This is a genomic window from Endozoicomonas sp. YOMI1 (assembly GCF_024606345.1).
Lineage (GTDB): Bacteria > Pseudomonadota > Gammaproteobacteria > Pseudomonadales > Endozoicomonadaceae > Endozoicomonas.
In genome coordinates this window covers 1-21,128 of sequence record NZ_JAHHPM010000305.1, presented here as the reverse complement: position 1 = coordinate 21,128, position 21,128 = coordinate 1, and the positions used below count along the sequence as shown (strand labels likewise).

18 protein-coding genes and 1 pseudogene are annotated in these 21,128 nt (G+C 47.6%); 8 read left to right on the top strand and 11 right to left on the bottom strand.

Annotated elements, in window-relative coordinates; all coding sequences use genetic code 11:
• Positions 1-138 precede the first annotated feature (138 nt).
• Both KDK15_RS10845 and KDK15_RS10840 read right to left on the bottom strand, forming a co-directional pair.
• A complete protein-coding gene (locus KDK15_RS10845) occupies positions 139-960 on the bottom strand; it encodes an aldo/keto reductase (protein ID WP_257295374.1) in 822 nt (273 codons plus the stop codon).
• Positions 957-2,195, bottom strand: a complete 1,239-nt coding sequence (locus KDK15_RS10840; protein WP_257295373.1) for an FAD-binding oxidoreductase — start codon at positions 2,193-2,195, stop codon at positions 957-959. Before KDK15_RS10840 ends, KDK15_RS10845 begins: the two co-directional genes overlap by 4 nt.
• A gap of 190 nt (positions 2,196-2,385) precedes the next feature.
• Here KDK15_RS10840 and KDK15_RS10835 point away from each other — a divergent pair, with 190 nt between their 5' ends.
• From KDK15_RS10835 to KDK15_RS10825, 3 genes are read left to right on the top strand one after another with little or no spacing between them, the layout of a single operon-like run.
• Positions 2,386-5,085, top strand: a complete 2,700-nt coding sequence (locus KDK15_RS10835; RefSeq protein WP_257295372.1) for a hypothetical protein — start codon at positions 2,386-2,388, stop codon at positions 5,083-5,085.
• A 9-nt stretch (positions 5,086-5,094) separates the two neighbouring features.
• The gene (locus KDK15_RS10830; RefSeq protein ID WP_257295371.1) at positions 5,095-6,777 is read left to right on the top strand and encodes an IucA/IucC family protein; all 1,683 of its coding nucleotides are present in this window, start codon (positions 5,095-5,097) and stop codon (positions 6,775-6,777) included.
• Positions 6,778-6,792: 15 nt separating this feature from the next.
• Complete coding sequence (locus KDK15_RS10825) at positions 6,793-6,993, top strand: hypothetical protein (protein ID WP_257295370.1); 201 nt, start codon at positions 6,793-6,795, stop codon at positions 6,991-6,993.
• Positions 6,994-7,000: 7 nt separating this feature from the next.
• Here KDK15_RS10825 and KDK15_RS10820 read toward each other — a convergent pair whose 3' ends face one another.
• Positions 7,001-7,939: a CNNM domain-containing protein gene (locus KDK15_RS10820; RefSeq protein WP_257295369.1), complete on the bottom strand. Its 939-nt coding sequence runs from the start codon at positions 7,937-7,939 to the stop codon at positions 7,001-7,003.
• A gap of 334 nt (positions 7,940-8,273) precedes the next feature.
• Here KDK15_RS10820 and KDK15_RS10815 point away from each other — a divergent pair, with 334 nt between their 5' ends.
• The 3 genes from KDK15_RS10815 to KDK15_RS10805 all read left to right on the top strand — a co-directional run bounded on the left by KDK15_RS10815 (position 8,274) and on the right by KDK15_RS10805 (position 13,228).
• Positions 8,274-8,957 (top strand): TetR/AcrR family transcriptional regulator, encoded by a 684-nt coding sequence (locus KDK15_RS10815; protein ID WP_257295368.1) that lies wholly within the window; start codon positions 8,274-8,276, stop codon positions 8,955-8,957.
• A gap of 92 nt (positions 8,958-9,049) precedes the next feature.
• Entirely contained in the window at positions 9,050-10,153 is a 1,104-nt protein-coding gene (locus KDK15_RS10810) for an efflux RND transporter periplasmic adaptor subunit (protein WP_257295367.1), read from the top strand.
• 3 nt (positions 10,154-10,156) lie between these two features.
• Positions 10,157-13,228, top strand: a complete 3,072-nt coding sequence (locus tag KDK15_RS10805) for an efflux RND transporter permease subunit (RefSeq protein ID WP_257295366.1) — start codon at positions 10,157-10,159, stop codon at positions 13,226-13,228.
• A gap of 61 nt (positions 13,229-13,289) precedes the next feature.
• Here the strand turns inward: KDK15_RS10805 and KDK15_RS10800 are convergent, their stop codons facing one another.
• From KDK15_RS10800 to KDK15_RS10770, 7 genes and pseudogenes are all read right to left on the bottom strand, one after another.
• Positions 13,290-13,511 (bottom strand): hypothetical protein, encoded by a 222-nt coding sequence (locus KDK15_RS10800; protein ID WP_257295365.1) that lies wholly within the window; start codon positions 13,509-13,511, stop codon positions 13,290-13,292.
• A 336-nt stretch (positions 13,512-13,847) separates the two neighbouring features.
• Positions 13,848-15,719, bottom strand: a complete 1,872-nt coding sequence (locus tag KDK15_RS10795; RefSeq protein ID WP_257295364.1) for a TonB-dependent receptor domain-containing protein — start codon at positions 15,717-15,719, stop codon at positions 13,848-13,850.
• A 59-nt stretch (positions 15,720-15,778) separates the two neighbouring features.
• On the bottom strand, positions 15,779-16,795 hold the full coding sequence (locus tag KDK15_RS10790; protein WP_257295363.1) for a cobalamin-binding protein: 1,017 nt from the start codon (positions 16,793-16,795) through the stop codon (positions 15,779-15,781).
• Between the two features lie 229 nt (positions 16,796-17,024).
• A complete protein-coding gene (locus KDK15_RS10785; protein WP_257295362.1) occupies positions 17,025-17,633 on the bottom strand; it encodes a cob(I)yrinic acid a,c-diamide adenosyltransferase in 609 nt (202 codons plus the stop codon).
• Complete coding sequence (locus KDK15_RS10780) at positions 17,626-17,775, bottom strand: hypothetical protein (protein WP_257295407.1); 150 nt, start codon at positions 17,773-17,775, stop codon at positions 17,626-17,628. Before KDK15_RS10780 ends, KDK15_RS10785 begins: the two co-directional genes overlap by 8 nt.
• Positions 17,776-17,803: 28 nt before the next feature.
• Positions 17,804-18,553 (bottom strand): annotated as a pseudogene (locus tag KDK15_RS10775) (cobyric acid synthase); the annotation flags it as partial.
• Positions 18,554-18,651: 98 nt separating this feature from the next.
• Positions 18,652-19,074, bottom strand: coding sequence for a hypothetical protein (locus KDK15_RS10770; protein ID WP_257295361.1), 423 nt, complete (start codon positions 19,072-19,074; stop codon positions 18,652-18,654).
• Between KDK15_RS10770 and KDK15_RS10765 the strand changes: the two genes are divergently transcribed.
• Positions 19,073-19,321 (top strand): hypothetical protein, encoded by a 249-nt coding sequence (locus KDK15_RS10765; RefSeq protein ID WP_257295360.1) that lies wholly within the window; start codon positions 19,073-19,075, stop codon positions 19,319-19,321. The two genes, KDK15_RS10770 and KDK15_RS10765, sit on opposite strands and share 2 nt — an antisense overlap.
• A 114-nt stretch (positions 19,322-19,435) precedes the next feature.
• Positions 19,436-20,725 (top strand): lipid IV(A) 3-deoxy-D-manno-octulosonic acid transferase, encoded by a 1,290-nt coding sequence (gene waaA, locus KDK15_RS10760; protein WP_257295359.1) that lies wholly within the window; start codon positions 19,436-19,438, stop codon positions 20,723-20,725.
• Between the two features lie 6 nt (positions 20,726-20,731).
• Here the strand turns inward: waaA and KDK15_RS10755 are convergent, their stop codons facing one another.
• Positions 20,732-21,007 (bottom strand): hypothetical protein, encoded by a 276-nt coding sequence (locus tag KDK15_RS10755; RefSeq protein ID WP_257295358.1) that lies wholly within the window; start codon positions 21,005-21,007, stop codon positions 20,732-20,734.
• Positions 21,008-21,128: the final 121 nt, after the last annotated feature.

Here is a 21,128-nt window from a genome sequence, read left to right as displayed (position 1 = left end):
CAGTAAATAACCAAAAAATGGATTCGTCAAATTTTTGTTTGTTTTTTATTTCAAAAAATCATAAAAGAAAATTATTTAAACCCTATTCATTTTGCATGGGAGCCGCCCCTACAGATAGATAGAAGCTCCCGGATCACCTTAAATTCGACTGGCTTTCAGAAACGCCTCTACATTCTGTTGCATATGAGCAGGATTAATGGTGCCAACAATAGCTGAAGAAACCGCCGGGTGTGAAAAAACCAGTTTCATACTTTCCAGAACGGGATCCTGACCCAACAGGCAAGCATGACCACTGGCAAAGGCCTTCTTGATAAAGATGCCCTTCCCATGTTCTTGCGCGTAGTTCAGTACCGGCTTTTCACCCTGTTCGTTCAGGTTATAGGTCACCATGGCAACGTCGGAATGTTTCAGCGCCAGAATGCCACCTGCAACCGTTTTGGTGGACATACCCGAAGCGAGGATTTTCCCTTTTTTTTTCAGATCAGCCAGCACTTCCAAACAACCTGTCTGCTCAATGATATTGACATCATCACCATTGGAATGAACCAGCAGCAATTCAATCACATCAGTATTCAGGCGCTTCAGGCTTCGCTCAACACTGAAGCGGATATGTTGCTCCGAGAAATCAAAATAAGACTCCCCCTGGCCATTTTCAACAGCGATAAACTCTTCGCCAACCTTGCTGCAGATGACCCACTGGTCACGCAGCCCTTTGTGTTTTGTAAACAACTGACCAAGGCGTTCTTCGCTGGTACCGTAGGCTGGAGCCGTATCCAGCAGGTTCATGCCCAGGGTATGAGCCAGGGTAAGCAGATCTAACATTTCACGGTCATCAGGAATCGTAAAATGTTCCGGGTACTTTACGCCCTGATTCCGGCCAAACTTAACAGTACCGAAACCCAATGGCGATACCTCAAGATCAGTACCGGCTATCTGCTTTTTAACAAGACACTGGCTCATAATGTCTTCCTTTGTTCAAAATGCCCTTGCCAAAAATTTGGACAGATTTCAGGCCGACAAAATCCTTCAGGCATAGCTAAACTGTTATCAGCCGCTGGACGAATATTAGCTTCCTGCAGCAAACTAACCACTTCATCAGAGAGGTTAGGAGCCAGCGCCAATTTGGTCGGCCAGGCGACAATACCATTGGCCACCGGCTGACAGAATACCGCATCCGGGCGAAGCAGGCGGCTCTGTTTTGGCTCAGCACGATTGACCCGCAGGGTATCCCACTCAGCCTGACTCAGGTCTACCCAAGGCAACAGCGCTTTCAGCTCTTTTTTCGCCGTTGCAATCAACTCCTCAGCAGACTGTTTGACACCATCTTCCGCAATGCCTCCGCCGAGATACCAGACCCACTTGCCATCCCCATCCGGATGGCTGGTAATGGTCATTCTCGGCAGTGGTGTTGTTCCGAGACAGTGGGCGTAGATAGGCTCAGGGTGGGTATGACGAACCATCACCATCTGCAGGGGGCGTACCTGCATTTTTGGATTACTGACACCCCAGGTATTCAAAAGCGCCTCAGCACCTTCACCAGCAGCCAGCACAAACCGTTTGGCTTTCAACAAGGTTGTCTGGCCAGTGCTATCCCCTAAGGCAATAGCATCAATCTCACCGTTGGCATCGGTTAACAACCGGGCATTACCCTGCTCGCTCCAGTCTACTTTAATCGTTTTATCTTCCAGGCCACTGACCAGGGCCTGGGTAACGGTGGCAATATCCAGAACGATTTCATTGAGCTGATATACCTTTCCGCGGAAACCATCATGTTTAAAAATGGCCGGAAACTGTTCCCTGGTTAATGCATCAACCCGTCCACGGAGCGCTTTACTGGCAAAGAAAGAGGTCATTCGTGAGCCAATATCACCCGGTGACCATAGGTAGTGGTATTCAGACAGTATGTGGGCCGAACGGAGATCCGGATCCGCCTCACCGCTCTTTCCAGCCAGGGCATTACGCCAGCGCTCCGGCATACCGGCAATGGCCTGGGAAGCATTGGTTAACTGACCAGTTAATGTATATTTTGTGCCTCCATGAACAATACCCTGAGATTTTATGGTCTGACCACTGCCCAGAGCGTTCTGCTCCAGCAACAGGGTTCGATAGCCCAGAGTATTCAACGTGCGAAATAACCAGAGACCGGCAATACCACCGCCAATCACCACCACATCGGCTTCTACAGTTTGAGACATAAGAGAGTTCAACTATCTGAGGTGACCTGAAATGGGCGGCATTATAACATAGCTCACAGTATTAATTGTCAGGACTGTGATCGACAGTTTTGACTCACGACCAGTGACTGATGAACGGAATCGTACTCATGAACTTTCTATCAACTCCCGGGTCAATATATTCATTTTCTGCGTTTATCAGGATGTATCCATGCCCCCTATTCATTCAACGCCCTTTACCGCTACAATCCCTCAAATTATATCCGCTGCAGGGGTGCAACAACCAGTATCCTCCCCCCATTCTGATCAAACATTGGCAGTAGCCATGGATATACCACAGCCCCCTCATGAAACAATCCCTGATATTGATCATGGTGCTATTGTTCAGCAAATTATCAGTACATCAAACTTGTCAGGAACCTGGTCACATCAAAGCATTAATCGTCTCACTCAATGTTTTGATTTAAAGACCCGGGCCAAAGTCATCAGCCTTCTTGAAGACCCATCAACACTCAGGCAGCTTCAACCACTACGACATCAAATTGCCGAGCATATGGAGTACCTTCGGAATTTTTTTCATGAGCATGAAGGGGATGTCAATACTATTGAAACAGCCATTGCCAACCATGTTGATCAACAAGCGGAAAAAATGGCTGCCATTGAGAAACGAAAGCTTATCAGTCATTGGCTCCATTGGGACCGATATGAAGTCGATCAGTTAGCCGAAAGCACTCTGACAGACACCTATCGGAAGTGCAAAAGTGATAAGCACCTGGGGGATAGCGTCAGGGCCAAGCTCTCTCATCTAATAGAACTCGCTGAAATACAACCGGAGTTTAGAGAGATGTATACGGTAGACATTGACTACCAACAGGCTCCCTATGAAACTGAAGGGCGTTTCCTGATCAGAATCCCCGATGGCAATCATGCGCTTGGCTATGGTTTTTTCGACCTGCTATTCAGCCAGAACTTACTGCATGATGGGGAAGTTGATTATGATGGAAAAACCGGGTTTTCATTAAGTAAAGATCAAATGATTAAACTAAGTGAGCATCTGGAAGAATTAAACAAATGGTATGACGATTTTTTATGTATAGTTGGTGACTTGCTGGGGGTGGATGACAGCATTTCAGGGGATAGCGCTGATCATTTTGTCAGTATCGGAAAAAAATCAACGGCCGAAATTCTCAGAAATCCAATACGTATGACAACAGCGTGTCAACGTTTGATTAGCCCTTTACCACACGCACTACCTTTTTTGCTGTTCAATACTCTTTCCATCAATCTTGAGAATCATGATGACAAAGACTTTTTGAAGGGTAAGTTTGAATCAATTTACTCAGAACTTGAGATGTATGGTGCTAACGGAGAACCCAAGCAGTTTCTCCGTGGAACCTACAGCACCAATCTCAATGTTGAGCAGTTACGTCTCATTTGTCCGCACCTCAACAAGTTATTGAAGCTTCAACAATTGCTGAAAGAGGTTACGAGTACCAGAAATCTGCGCACTGCCATTGACGTATTGAAGGAACTGGGAATAAGCGAACTGGACTCCATAAAAAGTTATAAATCAGCTTTACTCTATGAGATTTACCAACAAATAAAAGGTACCAACAGTCATCAGGCATTACTTTCCATTCAAAACGCCTTGACGAACATCCAACACATTTCAAGCATTGAATCGAAATCGCTCGAACTTTGTCATGACCTGTTACGGCATCACTCAGTATGCTATTTCAGGAAACCGGCGAATCAACCGGTCATTGACGAGGAGCAACTCTACGCTATTTATGCTGATAGCGAGAGGGATGTCATGTACACGGGTAGGCAGCTGCACAGGAATATCAGGGCTCTATGCCAGACACTCCGGGGCTGCCATGCGTATCAGCAATACAAAGCCAGCAACCCGGGTATTGATGGGGCTTTAGCCGCATTAGAAAGAAACTTTATTCATCGGCTTAATCACTATTCACGCATGAGGGATCAAGGTCACAGCGGTCGCAGGATGGTTGACGAGTCTGTTGAGTATTTTGAAATGTTTGTCAGCCAGTTATTTTATGCAGAAGTTTATAACCTGACAGACAATTCAATCAGCAATGCTCTAAATAATCTTGTCGCCATTGTTGGCAATGATTTAGAAGGATGCAATGAAGGTTTCTCAGGCAGAATACAATCACTGTTACTTCCGTTGGTTTCTGGCAGTAACAGCCACATAAAGGACTGTATTCAGCAATTTTTGCAAGACAGCGTTACAGCATCTCTTGCCAGTGCAATTGGACACAGTAGTGAATCCTCCATGGCGGCTCGCTGTCAGGAGCAAGTAAATCACTTCATGGGACTTTCCATCGTCTCCGGCCAGGCTCAAGCTGATGCGTATGAGAACCTCACTCCTGAAAGTAAGCAAACCATTAGCCATCTTTTGCATTCCCACTACACCCCCGTTTCGCTTTATCAACATGTTTATCGTTTTGTATCCGATGAGTTCTGGCGTCTAAATCACGAGAGAAGTGATGATGACATTTATCAACTGATGCATCTGCTCGGTTTTGGGACTGATCAATCATTAGGTGCTGATAATGAAACATATCGAGAACAAATGGATCAACAATACCGGGTAAGGGGTAATGTACTCAATCGCTGGCAATACGCACTCTTTCAGCAGGATCTGCCCAAGCACCTTGTTGGCTATCTGGTTAAAGAGCAATTCATAGACGCTAAACGTCTGAATGAGAACGATGGCTTATATATCCACCGGGAAGCGTCACAAGACAGTGATAAAATTGCGCCTCCAAGACGCCTATTTGCAACCGGCGGCACAATGGAGACCAGACGTTTGGAAGCTAACCGTCGATTTGGTTTTCAGCCAGAAAGCAGGATGGCTCAGGCTGGATACAGAGTGGAAACATCATAGGTTAGGAAGATGATAGCGGCCGCGACTGGTATCCCCCATGTTTACCCTGCGCTGACAGAGGTGGAAATTCGTTCACTGCCTGGCAATAACCAGTCATCCGAACGAAAAAGTTTGTCTCTTATTGATCAGTTTTTTCAGGCTGACATCCAGTCCTGCAGGGAAAAAATGGACAGCAGTCCCCTTTGGGATACTTTCAAAGCACTGCCAGACACCTTCTTAGCGTACATACACGCCGAAAAAAACCGGTTGGCGATGTCAGAAGAGAGCCGGTACGTTGTTAATGAAAATCAACAGATAGTTGCCGGGTTTCATCATGGGTATGAAGCAAGCGATGATCAATATCATCCTGGCACTTTCCATCCTTTTATGATGAAAGGCTACTGGATTCCCTGCTCTGAAGGAAAACTGTTTCGGCTCCACAAAGGGCATTGCTCAATCACGCGCACGGTCGAAGGTCAGGATCAAATCCTGTATCTGGTACACCCAAAATCCACAACGCTGTTTGCCCCTCTGATGTTAAAATATCAGCATACACAGGTTAATGTTCCCACTTTAGCGTTAAGCTCATTCAGAACCTTGTTGATAGCCTTGCCCGCTGGCAGCACAACGGAATTTGCCATGGTCAAAGTCAGCCTGAATGAGAAAATAGGGGGTGTTCGCAGGTTGCTTTATCAAAAAGAGTGTGCAGCCAGCGTAGCGAATTCAGCGGTATTGAAACATAAACAAACAGAGAAATTTACGTGTCTGGAAGAAAATTTGTCTTTCGTTCCTGACACCCGCCTGATTGATCAGAAAGAAGAAGCCGTACGGCTATCCGGTGCTGGTATGATCCACAGACCTGTTCCGGAATTATTCACGACTCAAGGCCACTACATTATTCCACTATATGCACTGTTTGGCATCAACAACTGGCCTTTGCTCAATGCCCTGGTGGAACAAAGTCAAAAAACACCTACTCAGTTTATTACTGATGCATTACTCAAGCCCATTGCGGAAGAAATGGTTGATCATATTTACAAGCAGCGCTTTTATCTCGAGTTTCATGGTCAAAACGTATTGTTGAAGCTGACCATGAATAAAAACGACTTACCAGCTATTGATTTTATATACCGTGACATGGGTGGCGTGAACTGCCGTCTGAGTGACGTCCAGCTAAAACAGCTGCCGGAGCATCTCCGTGATCATGCTCAGTACTGGGAACCAAACTTTATTTCTGATGCCGCCGTAATAATGGAGGGTATCGCCAAAAAAGTACTATTTAACCTGACGAAAGTTTTTTTTAAATTAGAACCCTCTGATAGAGATCCGAAATTTTGTCACTGGCGTGCTGAAATGGTGGCCCATGGCTACCAGGATAACTGGACCATGCCGGGAACCGATGGGAGTAAGGATGAACATCGAACGCTCCACACCCGTGATACTTTTTACCGCTATGGATATTATGAAAAAATATTTGCCCAAGAGTTGCTAGAAGTGATGTCGCGCAATGGTATTTTCCTGAACATCAAGAGAAAATGCCCTGACTATGACTACTCATTTTTCATGGATAAAATAGGCAACATTGATTCCTGTGACACACCCTGCGTAGAGTTCGAGTGGTTTTCTGAACTTGTGAAAATGACACTTCCTCACTATTTCCAGCATCAGGATGCATACTCCCGAAGAAAGAATATGAGTATGGTAAGACCATAGGAGGCTCCTGATACTATGCCTTTAACTTCTGAAAAAAATTTCTGCACCTCCATTGCCAGCCACATTCAAAAACAGGGTGTCTGCCCAACCGGTGAAGACGGAGAGTTTCATACCCTGGTCCTCAATGCGCGGCACTTTTATCAACGCCTCGAAATTACCACCGGAGAGGTTATCGATGATGAATGGGGATACAGCCAGTTAACAATAGCAGCCTGATTCGAAGTCAGCGCAGTAAAGCCTGGTACAACTTTTTCGCGGTGACAATCCGGGTCTGTTCTACCGTCTCTCCCAAAAGCAGGATAATGGACGCTCTGGCCTCTTGAAGTGCTGTTATTGCCTCATGCAATGAGGTTTCCGGTGCCAGATTAATGGTTTTTCTCATAAGCTCTCCCACTGAGATATCAGCCTCTTCATTAACCAGACAACGGGCAATATGCCGATAGAGAACAATACCAGAAGGCTTACCATCGGTCAGAACCACATAACGCTTACAGGGATATGTGCGAATCGTCGTTTCTACAGAAGCGACGGTTGCCTCGGATGAAAGACAGACAGCGGGTATTGAGCGCTCAACCAGCTCAGTCAGCTGGCGCTGATGGGAAGTCAGTACTGCATCAGCCAGTTTTCGCTGACGTTTACCAATCACTCCACGCTTATTGTAATGCTTGATAATACTCCGGAGTTCATCACTGCTTCTGGCTTCTTCAATGGGCTTGGGTAAAAGACGGGTCCAGACCAGGGCTAACAAGAGCACGGGTCTGGTCACTGAATACATGAGATGGATAAAGGGTGAATATCTGGCAACGACCCTATCAGCAATCTGCACTGCCAACAGTTTGGGCAGTACCTTGGCGAATACCAGCATAAAATAAGCGAGCAGTGCCGTAAAAATAACCATCCAGAGATCGTTAAACTCCCTGGCAGCCAGAGCTCCAAGGAAAGTACTGCCAGAAATACTGATCAAAGTGCTTAACAAAACGATCGCTGACAGGTGCTCCCGTTTTTTCTGAAAGACTTGTTGGATAGCCTTTTTATTGTCGGGTCTTTTGTACAGAATCGTGACCAGCCTTAACTCATCGACCGCTACCACAGACGCTTCAAGAAGGGATAAAAAAGCAGTAACAGCAACAATCAGGCATGCAAAAAGAACGACCAGGAGCATCCATACCTCCAGAAGAACAGCAATGAGACAGCAAGCAGTTTAAGTGTGGGCCAATTAGCTGAGCAAGCCCGCCACCATAAAAAAAGCCTGTAATATATTGTTTTCGACCACTTTTCTTCTTTATTTACGTTAGCTCTATGCTTATCAGAGCAAATGAAGTACCTGGAAAAGAGAACCTGATTCGCCTGAAGTGTGGATACCCGGATCATTATTTTATTCAAAACAAAATTCGAATATAATTCGATTTTTATTCAAACAATCCTATTCTTTAACTCCTGCTCTCCACTACGGTTTAATTGCCATGTCTGCATCCGACAAACGGACACAGAGAGAAATGACTATTATTCAGTCCACCCTGACCATTCTTAAGGTAAAGGACTTTATGGACCTGAAAATGTCTGAAGTTGCCAAACAAGCTCAGTTCTCAATGGGAACCGTATATACGCACTTCTCCAGCAAGGAAGATCTGTTGCTGGGGTGCTCCATCAATATCTCCAGAACGATTGCTTCTGTATTTCATAAAGTGCTCAACAGCCCGGCACCCGCCATGGAACGTCTGCTGACGCTTAATATGGCGATCTGGCTGTGTTATGCCAGACAGCCACATCACTACTTTCTACGACAACTGGCAATGACCCCGGATATCTGGCAACGGGCATCAACAGGACGGGCACAGGCACTGGACGACATCTATCATGAGATGAGCCAGATGGTTAAAGCACTGGTCATTGAGTTAATGATTGACAACCCTGCAATAACCGATCAGAACCGCGAGGATGCACTGGTTGATATTTTGATGGGGATCTGGAGTCTGGGTGAAGGTCTGTTCCAGATCAGCATGTCCGGGTTTGGCCTGAAACAACCCTACCTTCAGAAGGACAATGGCTTCAGCCTGCTCACTTCCAACCTTGCCAAATACCTGCAAGGCTGGGGATGGAGAGCACCATTTGCACCACCCATGATTGACAACTGCAAGCTTCAGGCTGAGCAGGCTGTTGCCACATTTACAGATCAGTGAAACCTGCCAACGTTTATTGATTCCAGGAACCCGGCAAACATCAATCATGTCTACCGGATACTTCTATCCTATTGTTTTGGAGCTACCTCAAAATGCATCTCACCCCTTCATCCCGATCATCCATCGCCGTGATGGTGTTAGCGACGCTAACCCTGCTGACCGGTTGTGAACAGGAGCAAACCGAACACAAAGAAGTCATCCGGCCGGTAAAATTATTTGAGGTAAAAGATCCTCAGAAACAGCGGTTACGTTATTTTCCCGGCAAAGTAACGGCGACCGAAGAAGCCGAAATATCCTTCCGTATACCCGGGCAGATCGACAAGATCGAGGTTAAACAAGGCGATGATGTTACTGAAGGACAGGTGCTGGCCTATCTTGATGACCGGGATATCCGCAATGAGCTTCAGGATCGTCAGGCTAATTATGAACTTGCCAAGGCAGAGTTTGAACGCGCCAGCTCCCTGTTAGGAAAGAAAGTCATTTCACAATCGAACTACGATACTGCCAGTGCCAGAGTGAAGTCTGCCGAGGCGGCGCTGAAATTAAGCCGGGACAAACTGGCTTATACCACACTGACGGCACCCTTCAGTGGCCGGGTTGCCCAAACTCTTGCCGAGGCTCACCAGCAGGTCCAAGCCCAGCAGCCGGTACTCATTTTACAAAGCAGTGACCGACTCGATATCAGTATCCAGGTACCTGAAAGTATCGTCTCCCATGTGAACGCAAAGGCGGTCAACAATGGCTATCAGCCTATTGCTACCTTCCCCGGTGCACCTGGCAAAGAGTTTCCGGTCAGCTATAAAGAGCATGCTACACGGGTAACTTCGGGCACCCAGAGTTATGAGGTCATTTTCACCCGGATGGCACCAGCCAATATGAACATTCTTCCCGGTATGACCGCCACAGTCATTATTGACCTGGCCCGGGTCATTGATACCCAGGGGCAACCAGGATACGTTCTGATCCCCATTTCAGCCGTAGCCAAAACTGACACTGACAATAAGACGGTGGTCTGGCGTTTTGATCAGGATACAAGACAGGTTACCCCTATCGAAGTGACCACAGGGCGTATTACCGAGGCGGGAGTTCAGGTTCTGTCAGGTCTCAATACCGGTGACCAGATCGTTACTGCAGGTCTCAGTCAGCTATACAATGGCATGTCAGTCAAACCGCTGCACAAGGAACGGGGACTGTAAGCCATGAATATTGCCGAATATTCCATTTCCCACCGGGTGATCAGCTGGATGTTTGTGGTTATCCTGCTGGTTGGTGGTGCAATGTCGTTTTTTGGACTGGGTCAGCTGGAGTTCCCTGAATTCACCATTAAACAGGCCATGGTGATTACTCACTACCCCGGAGCTTCCCCGGAGCAGGTGGAAGAAGAAGTTACCCTGCCGCTGGAAGAAGCCATTCAGCAGATGGAGTATGTCAAACACATCGACTCCATCAGCAGCAATGGTCGTTCCCAGATTATGGTGGAGATGAAAGAGCAGTTCGACAAACATAAATTGCCCCAGATCTGGGATGAATTACGCCGTAAGGTCAATGACAGCCAGAGTGGTCTGCCGCCCGGCGTCTACCCCTCGGTTGTCGTGGACGACTACAGCGATGTGTATGGCATGCTATTCAACATTACCGGGGAAGGTTACACCTCCACGGATCTGGAAAACTACGCCGATTACCTGAAACGCGAGCTGGTTCTGGTTGAAGGGGTCAAGAAAGTCTCAATCGCAGGCGTCCGTCAGGAGCAGGTGGTCGTTGAGATGTCTCAAGCCAAACTGGCTAATCTGGGTATCGCCCCAGCCTGGATATTCTCCCTGATTCAGAACCAGAATGTGGTCTCCAATGCTGGTAATATGCTGGTTGAAGGGCGTTCCATACGCATTCATCCCACCGGTGAGTTCAATGACATTCATGAACTGGAGCAGCTGATCATCAGCCCGCCGGGTAGCACACAGCTGGTTCGACTGGGCGATATCGCCAATGTTCGTCGTGACTTCGATGAAACACCGAACACACTCTATTACTCCAATGGTCGCCAGGCTCTGTCACTGGGCATTTCATTCGCTTCCGGTGTTAATGTGGTGGATATAGGCGACGCTATTCGTCAGCGCATCGATGAGCTTCAGTCCGAGCAACCGATTGGCATTGAGCTCACCAAAGTGTACGACCAACCCGCAACCGTTTCGGAATCCGTCAATGGCTTCCTGATCAACCTGCTGGAATCCGTTGCTATTGTTATTGTCGTATTGCTGCTGGCCATGGGAGTACGTTCAGGCCTGCTGATGGGTGCAGTTCTGCTGCTGACCATCCTCGGTACTTTTATAGCTATGAAGATCATCGGTATTGATCTCCAGCTGATTTCCCTGGGTGCCCTGATCATTGCCCTGGGGATGCTGGTTGATAACGCCATTGTCGTCACAGAAGGCATTCAGGTCGGTATTCAACGGGGTCTCACCCGACTGCAGGCCGCAAAGCAGGTAGTCAGCCAGAACCAGTGGCCACTGCTGGGTGCCACCGTCATTGCCATTATGGCATTCGCACCTATTGGCCTCTCTGACGACGCCACTGGTGAATTCTGCCTTTCGTTGTTCCAGGTACTGTTGATCTCCCTGTTTCTAAGCTGGATCACAGCGATCACCCTAACCCCCTTCTTCTGCAATATTCTGTTCAAGAAGGATGAGCTGGCTGCCCGGCAGGCGGCAGGTGAATCCATAGATCCCTACAAAGGGGCGCTATTCACCCTGTACAAACAGTTGCTTGGGTTCTCCCTGGTACACCGCCCCATTACCATCAGTTTGACAGTTCTGGCACTGGTACTGGCCATCATGGGGTTTGGCCTGGTGAAAAATGTTTTTTTTCCTCCATCCAACACACCGATTTTTTTTGTGGATTTCTGGATGCCTGAGGGCAGCGATGTCCGTGCTACCGAAACAAGAGTGGAAGAGTTTGAGCAGCAGGTACTGACCCTCCCCGGAGTAAAAAATGTAACAACGGTGATTGGTCAGGGCGCACAGCGTTTTATTCTCCCTTACAAGCCGGAGAAGCGATACAGCAGTTTTGGTCAGCTCATTATCGAGACGGATAACCTGGAAGTCATTACACCGCTGATCCCAACATTGGAAACCCTTCTGAGCGAAGACTTCGGTGATGTGGAATATCGAGTCAAATACTTACAGAATGGCCCTTCACCCGCCGCCGAAATTGAAGCCCGTTTCTATGGAGAGGACCCGAAAGTATTACGATCTCTGGCGGTGCAGGCCATAAATGTACTGCGGAATGAGCCGATGACCACTCATATACGACATGGATGGCGTAATCAGGTCAGCCTTATTCGCCCTCACCTGGATGAAGCCAGTGCCCGCCGCAGCGGTATCTCCAAACAGGCTCTGGACGACGCTCTGCTGGTGAACTTCACCGGCCGTCAGGTTGGCGTCTATCGTGAAGGCAGCCAGTTAATGCCGTTGATTGTTCGCTCTCCAAAATCCGAACGTCTGAATGCCGATAGCATTACTGATTTGCAGGTTTGGAGTGCTGACTATAACAGTTATGTGCCCATCACCCAGGCCATTTCCAGTTTTGATACCGAATGGGAAAACCCGCTGATCATCCGCAGGGACCGTAAGCGTATGCTGTCAGTGATGGCTGACCCTGAGTTACTGAGTGATGAAACCGCCGACAGCGTCTTCCGCAGGGTACGTGCACAAATCGAAGCCATTCCACTGCCCGATGGTTACCAGCTGGAATGGGGCGGCGCTTATGAGCTGTCCTCTAATGCGCAGAGTGCTGTATTTGCCTCGATACCGCTGGGCTATCTGGGGATGTTCCTGATTACCGTATTCCTGTTTAACACCATACGACAACCTATAGCTATCTGGTGTACGGTTCCCCTGGCACTGATTGGCGTTGTGGCCGGGCTGCTCACGCTGAATGCACCGTTCAGTTTTATGGCACTGCTGGGACTGCTCAGCCTGTCGGGCATGATCATCAAGAACGGTATCGTTCTGGTTGAACAGATCAAACTGGAGCTGGAAGAAGGTCGGGAAGAACATGAGGCCATATTCCATGCCTCGGTCAGCCGCCTGCGGCCAGTCTGTATGGCAGCCCTGACCACCATGCTGGGCATGATTCCACTGCTGTTTGATGCCTTTTTCAAATCCATGGCAGTGACCATTATCTTCGGCCTGGGCTTTGCTACCGTACTGACACTGATCGTACTGCCGGTGATCTATTCACTGCTTTATAAAATCAGCTTCAAGGGAGACTATTAAGCTTAACGAAAGAGTACTGAGATAGTTTCAACCCCACACTCAAGGTGTGGGGTTGATTAATTCAAATACTGCCAAAATGTGGCTCTGGATGAGAGGCCAGCATTTGAAAATCTAACGCTTGTGGGTCCAATACTTTTAGCAGGAGTTCTTCATTAGCGGGAGTCATTACAGCAGAAAAGATAGTCATAGGATTTGCAACTGGAGCGCTTTTTTCTCGATTCGATATATAGTTAAAAACCTTCTTTTGTGTAGTCATATCACCAGCAGCAATGTTCTTAATCATTTTGTCCCTGCGTGTCACTGGCCCCATTCCCCATCGCTCATTCAGTAGCGCATCATCTCCCCCCCAGCCATCTACACACTGTTTCGAATTCAGGACATTCATCAATATCTGTATTTTTATTTAACTTATCCCTCTGCTCTGTTTTTCTCTGTCTTATCTCTCCCCCCATTCCTTTCTCCACTGCACTCTGGTGTCTCTCTTACCACTTCCACGTTGGAAGTTGTGCTAAAACCTTTAAAAGAACCTTGCTTTGTTCCTGAATTCAAGTAATACCCGATCTAATCGAACAGCAACCTACCCCAGTCAACAGGTGTTAATGACAAAATAGCTTAATACTTACAGTTCCGGAGACCAGATTAAGGTAGCAAATACGCCTCGGGGTTCCTCAATGTAGCCATATGCTGTTGAATAATCTTTATCCATCAAATTAACCACTTTAAATTGGGTTTTAAACTCACGAGTGACTTTAACTGTTGCTCTTAAGTCCAGAGTTCCAAATCCGGGCAGCCGATTAGTTTCATTATCAGGACTATCCCAAACCGCACCTTGCCCCTTGAGAGTTGCTCCAAACGTCCAACGACCAAAATCTTTATCCGCGTTTACAGCAAAAAGCTGCCTGGCTCGACGATTTAAAGTTTTTCCAGCATTCGTGCCATTACTGAATTCCGGTTTGAGAAAGCTGACACTACCGGAAATAGCCCATTCTTTTATAACCGTTGTCCCTGAAAGCTCAATACCTTTGATAGTTGCATCGGTGTTTTCCAGCGCAGACTCACTACCAAATTTTCCGTTCCACAGGAACATGTCAGTCATATCATTATGATAAAAGTTAATCGACCAGTCAGATTTAGCACCCAACTGACCTCGCAACTCAATTTCTGCATTTTTAGACGACTCTGGCTTTAAGTCTGAATTACCATTCAGATCCCTGAATGCTGGTGTTCTGAAGGCTGTTCCATAGGAAGCAATAAAACGCATGTCCTCTGGCAAATCTATTGCCCAAGAAGCACTTCCTGTTGTCTTATCTCCATACGCTTCATTTTTATCGTAACGACCCGATATTTGCAGCTCCTGAGTTTCCATAGACGTAGTATTCTGGGCAAAAATACCAACGTTATAGCGTTCTTTTTCTTTGTAATTCCATGTTGAGTCTACTCTGTCATTAGAGTAATCAATACCTGACGTTAAAAACTGATTTTCACCCCATGCGATATCATTTACCCAACCTGCAGAATACCTCTTACTAGTGACAGTGCTAACACCAAAAGGTGGTTTTCCACCAGCATCATCACGATAATTTCTTTGATATCCAGCTTCTAATCGGCTATACCAGGATTCATTGATGGATCCTGAAACAAAAGCATTCATATTGGATGTTTCAAAGAATGATACTGGAAACCCTGTATAGTCACTCACATTATCATATTCAGCTTTTCCTTCAGTGTGAGATGCATTCACACCTGCAGTAATGTCGTTGTCAAATACCTTGGTTAAACTACCAGAAATAGATTTATTTCTGAAAGCGTCATCATCTCCATCGGATCCCTGCTTATTCGTAGTTCGGTCATAACCCTGAGTTTCAAACAGGTGGGCTCCAAAATTAAATCGTGTACCCTCTGACTCACCACCAAAATTCAGACCGTACGCTCCAGTCCCACGACTACCACCACCTGCTTTAACCGTCAGTTTAGGCGCTCCTGTCCCCTTCCGGGTGATGATGTTAATAACACCACCAACAGCGTCAGCGCCATAAAGAGTAGAACGAGGTCCACGAACAATCTCAATACGCTCTATCTGGTCAGGGTCAAGATACTCCAACGGTGCTGCACCGTTTGCTCCGCTGTTTAGCTTCTGCCCATCCATTAGAATCAAAGTTTGTGCAGTAGAAGTTCCTCGAAGAAAAACACCGGATGTACTTCCCGGCCCACCATTAGAAGCTATTTGCACTCCAGGAGCATGTTTCAAAAGTTCAGTAACAGAAGAAGCCTGACTCCGCTCAATCTGCTCACGATTAATCACCGTCACAGGAGCCAGTGTCTCATCAACTGTTTGAGCGGTTCTCGCTGCAGTAACAATAATCCTTCCGAGTTCATAAACCTCCTCTGCCAGGGCAACAGAACTCATCACGGATATTACAACAGCAATAGACAGCCTTGAGCCAATAAAAACCCCCGTGCGTATAAAAATAGAACGATGATTAAACGACATTTTATTTACATCCTTAACGTAAGCGAATTGTCTTTAAAATTTTGCAGGAGCCTGCCTTTTCAGAGCGGACTCTCTTCACTAAGTGGTGTCTGGGCAGCCATATATGTGGAATGGCTTGCCTTTGAGCGTACTGCTTGTAACTGGTGGCAGATCATCTCGGCCCCTTCAAGAATCCTGGGCGTTGGTCTGGCAATCAGATCACTGGGTACCGAAAACAGTTGATGGCGCTGTACCGCCTGCAGGTTTTGCCACTGGCTCCAGTAGTCCAGCAAATCTTTCCGGGTTTCCGGGGTATCACCTTTCGGATCGGAGCCAATAATGACCTGTGGATCACGGGTAATCAGGGATTCGATGCCGATTTTGGGAATACGCCCGGAGACATCACCATAGATATTCCGGCCACCACACAACGAAATTACATCATCAATAAACTGGCCATTACCCACCGTCAGCAGTGGGGATCGCCAGATTTCAAAGAACACAGAGACGGGGTCACGCTGGGCATAATGACTCTGCAGTGTGTTCAAACGAGCGGTAAAGTCTCCAACAATCCGGTCGGCTACTTTTTCGGTCCCGGCCACCTGCCCGAGACTTCGGATGGCCTGCTGAATGTCGGCAAAATTCACCACATCGATATGAAAGGTGCTGACTCCCAGGGACTCCAGCTGATCAATCACCTTGCGGGAATTACCTGCGGTCCAGACCACCACCAGATCAGGCTTCATGGCCACAATGGCTTCAACACTCACACTGGGGTAGCCACCCACATTGGGCAGTTGTTTGACCGCTTCAGGGAAATCGCTGTGCTGATCAACAGCAATGACACGATCACCGGCACCGGCAGCAAATAACAACTCAGTAGAACCCGGGGACAGGCTGATGATTCTCGGCGAACGGGTATCCAGGCAGACAGCGCGGTCGCTCATATCGGTCACACAATACTGGCTGTCAGACTCACTGGCCTGAGCAGTACTGAAAGGCAACGAAACGGCATTGGCCAATGCCATCGCCATAACCAGCATTACCCCGGACAGCCTGTTCTTCTGTGTCTTGTAGGGTATGGAATGTGTTTTCATGGTGTCCCTGAGTCACAATCAATCTCAGGACGGCACAAGCGGCCACTGGCTATCAAAAAAGCACAGTGTAGAGGAGGTGGGTTCCCAGCCGCCAGGTTACCCGCCCGGTTTTAGCCTGCATGTGCAGACTACTCTTGGGCTTTGCAAAGGCAGGCCTTACAAAGTTTCGGAATACTAACCAATCATTTGTCCTAAATCACTAGGGCTTTGTTGATTTCTTGTACTTATTTTAATCCTGACCCGCTGTTTTGCTTTTCTCGGACGCCTGCCAAAGGACCTCCCCTTCATCCTGACGTGCACAATGACGGCCCAGAACATACATGAGATCGGACAAACGATTCACAAATTTCAGTAATGGTTCGTTGACCTTTTCATCACTTTCCTGAAGTACTTCGTTTAACTCGATAATATGCCGCTCAGCCCGACGGGATACGGTTCGGGCCAAATGGCAATGGCAGGCAGACTGACCACCACCGGGTAGCGTGAAGTTTTTCAGTGGCGGCAATGGTTCATTGAGTTCGTCAATCAGAGCCTCAATCGCTTTGGTATGGGCTTCCTGAATCAGCTGATAACCCGGCATGGCCAGCTCACCGCCCACATCAAACATCCGATGCTGGATATCCTGAATTTGTTGTAACTGGTTTTCAGTGACTTCATTGCCCTGCTTCAGGGAGTGGATCAACAAGCCAAGCCAGCTGTTGGTTTCATCCACGGAACCAATGGCATGAAGCCGGGGATGTGACTTTGGCAACTGCTGACCATCACCAATGCGGGTCATGCCCTGGTCGCCAGTTCGAGTGTAGATACGGGTTAGCCGGTAGCCTTTTCTTTCAGTCATATCTCAGGTTCTTCCAATCAATTTTTGAACCACAAAGTGCATAGATTTTACTCATATTGAGATGTTCTTCGATAGCATCTGCCATTCGGTTAATACCCTCTTCCCGCAACAGGTGATAATCAATCCTTGAAGCTTCCTGCAAACCGGCCCATGTCAAAATTCAAAAGAGTTTTCTGTTTTTTAATCTGTTGCTGAGCAATAACCGCATCTTCTGCCGCAAGATGTAACCCATGAAGGTAAGGTAAAACGCCCAGCACCGGCTTGCCGGTCTTTTCTTCAAGCCAGCGAAGCCCGGGCTCAAGCAGTTTTACGTCACCCCCAAAAACGGTTAATCACAAATCCTTTCACCCGCGCCTGTTCGGACTTCGAGAGCAGCGCCAGGGTGCCGTACAGATGGGCGAAAACCCCACCTTTATCAATGTCCGCAATAATAATCACCGGACAGTCCGCTTGTTCAGCAAAGCCCATATTGGCTACGTCGCCTTCCCACAGATTAATCTCTGCCGGACTACCGGCTCCCTCCACCAGCACCGTTTGATAATGGCTCTGCAGTCGATGCCATGAACGCAAAATGGCGGCCATCACTTCCGGTTTATAGGCATGATACTCAGCCGCATTCATTTCCCCCATGGCTTTGCCATGAACAATCACCTGGGCGCCGATATCACTGTTCGGTTTCAGCAAGACAGGATTCATGTCCGTATGAGGTTCAAACCCTGCCGCAGCCGCCTGAAGCGCCTGAGCCCGGCCAATCTCACCACCATCCCGGGTAACGGCACTGTTCAGTGCGATATTCTGGGGCTCGCTACCGAAATATTATGACGCCTGAATACCCGGCAAAGTCCTGCGACAAGGGCACTTTTTCCAGCGTCACTGGTGGTACCCTGTACCATCAAAGTGTGTGTTGGGTTGCTGCCCATAACGGGAATTCCGGCCGGTTAGAAAGGTATGGTAAGGGCAGAAAAACTCAAGGGTAAAAAATATCTTATGGAAGAACTTTTAATAGATTAAGGAGTCCTTACATATTGCACCCAATGTAACCTTGGATTAGCAAATTTATGGAGACCAGTGCAACGGCCAAATTGTTAACGCCACAACAATGTTCAGGTTCTGCGATAGATTCTGAAACAACCAGCATTGAAGAAGAACAGGCTCCACCTTTACGTAGGTCCTCCACATTAAAAACTGTCAGCTTCAGAGGGAGAATGTCGCGCACCCTTTCTGTTTTACTTCCCAATACAGAAAGGCCTAAAGCAGAAACCAGACAGCATAACGGTTTTTTTTCATCAGTGTTTACCAGAGCGGTTACCCGAAGCAGTTCCGTCCAAACCCAGATGAGTTCCAATAGCCTGTCGGGAAATGAAGCTGGCAGCGAAGCAACCGCGACAAATAACATTACCCCCAACTCAAGGCAGATATGGTCTCCGGTAAAAAAAACCATGATAACCATTCCATCCTATGATTCTGATCGGAAAGCTTACTCCCTGGCAATGAAAGCGTATATTCTGGATGATAAACAGCTGTATGATCTATCCAAAGGTAAATCTGTAAAGGGTATTGATACCTCCAGAATTGACCTCAGTGATCTTAAAGGCAAAAAATCATGGGATCTTCGAAGTGTCCACGGGATGAGAGAAAATTGGATGTCTGAATTAAAAGGGCATATATCCTCCGGGCATGCGTCATGAATTAAATGCTATCTTTACCTGGTTTCCCGCCTGCTTCTTCCCGCAACTCTCAGGAAGGCAGGCAGGAATTTTGTTAATATTTAACTCCAAATACTTTTTAACCTGTGCTAACTCATGAGTCGTTTCTTTTATTCGCTGTTTTTATACCTGATTTCACCCTTGGCAATGGTTCGCCTCTACCTGCGTTCCAAAAAGGCACCAGAGTACTGGCAGAGAAAGAGGGAACGATTTGGCTTCTTCAGTCTTCCCGCCTCAGATAAGCCCATTATCTGGGTACATTCGGTCTCCATGGGGGAAACCATTGCCAGTGGCCCGCTGGTAAAGCAACTGCAGCGAAACTACCCAAACCATCAAGTGTTAATTACCACCATGACACCCACTGGCTCAGCCCAGGTTGGCAAAATTCATGGCGACAGCGTAGACCATGTCTATGCCAGCTATGATCTTCCCGGCGCTGTCAGGCGATTTCTGGACAAGGTAAAACCGGTCGTGGCCATTGCCATTGATACCGAGCTGTGGCCCAACACCATCGCAGCCTGCCACAAACGTTCGATTCCAGTACTGATTACCAATGCCCGACTCTCTGAACGCTCGGCAAGAGGGTATGGGCGTTTCGGTTTTCTCACCCGTCCCATGCTCAAAGAGATCAATATGGTTGCCGCCCAGAACCATGAGACGGGTCGGCGATTTCTGCAGCTAGGCCTGCCCAAACAACAGCTCAACGTTACTGGCAGTATCAAGTTTGATCTGGATGTCGCTCCAGAAATCATCACCACAGGTCAGGCACTTCGGCAGAAGTGGCAGCAGGGTATGGGCAGCGACATACGTATTCTGGTGGCCGCCAGTACCCATGAAGGTGAGGATCAGCAGGTTCTTGATGCGTTCAAAACCATTCTGGCAGAGTCGCCGGAAGTACGATTACTGTTAGTACCCAGACACCCTGAGCGGTTTGACCGTGTCCACCAGCTGATCAAGGACAACCAGCTCTCTGTGGTCCGTCATAGCCAGGGAACCCCGCCCTCTGATGAGACCAGAGTTATTCTCGGGGACACCATGGGCGAAATGATGAAGCTGTTCTCCGCCTCTGATATAGCCTTTGTGGGTGGCAGTCTGGTACCAACGGGTGGGCATAATCTGTTGGAGCCAGCCGCATTAAACCTGCCGGTTTTGTCCGGGCCTCATGTGTTTAATTTTGAAGAGATCAGCGAATCTCTGATTCATGCGGGAGGTTTGAAAATTGTCAACGATAGCAGGGCGCTCGCCCGGAGCACCATCAGACTAGTGCAGGATAAAGATGAGTATCAAAGCATGAGCCTGCATGCCGGAGAGTTTGTCCGTGACAACCGGGGAGCTCTGAAAAAGACATTGATGCTGGTTGATCATCTTATGTCATCCAGCAAATAAAAATTTCTACAGTCCGGGGCGTAAATTTGTATTAGAAGACTTGGTGGCCAGCATTGAATCCACCGCAGGATCAATATTCAAACGACTGCCGTCTACAAAGTAATAATCGTTTCCGGATTGCAACCCCTGGATGGACAGTTTGCCAAGAATCCGACTCATAACCCTTTGCTGTTCTTCCAGGTCTTCATAGGCAAAGGTCTTTAAAAAGGCCTCCGCCAGAGTACACCCATCATCCACATAAGTCTTCATCCGGGTTTCACAGTTCTTGATATGCTCATCCATGACATTATCGTCCCTAACCGAGTATTTACTCAGTATAGAAGAGTGGATTCAGTATCAGCGGCCCTTTTAAGTAGTTGGCCAAATGGAATCGTATTTTCTGGCTAAGTGGGCAGTTACTATG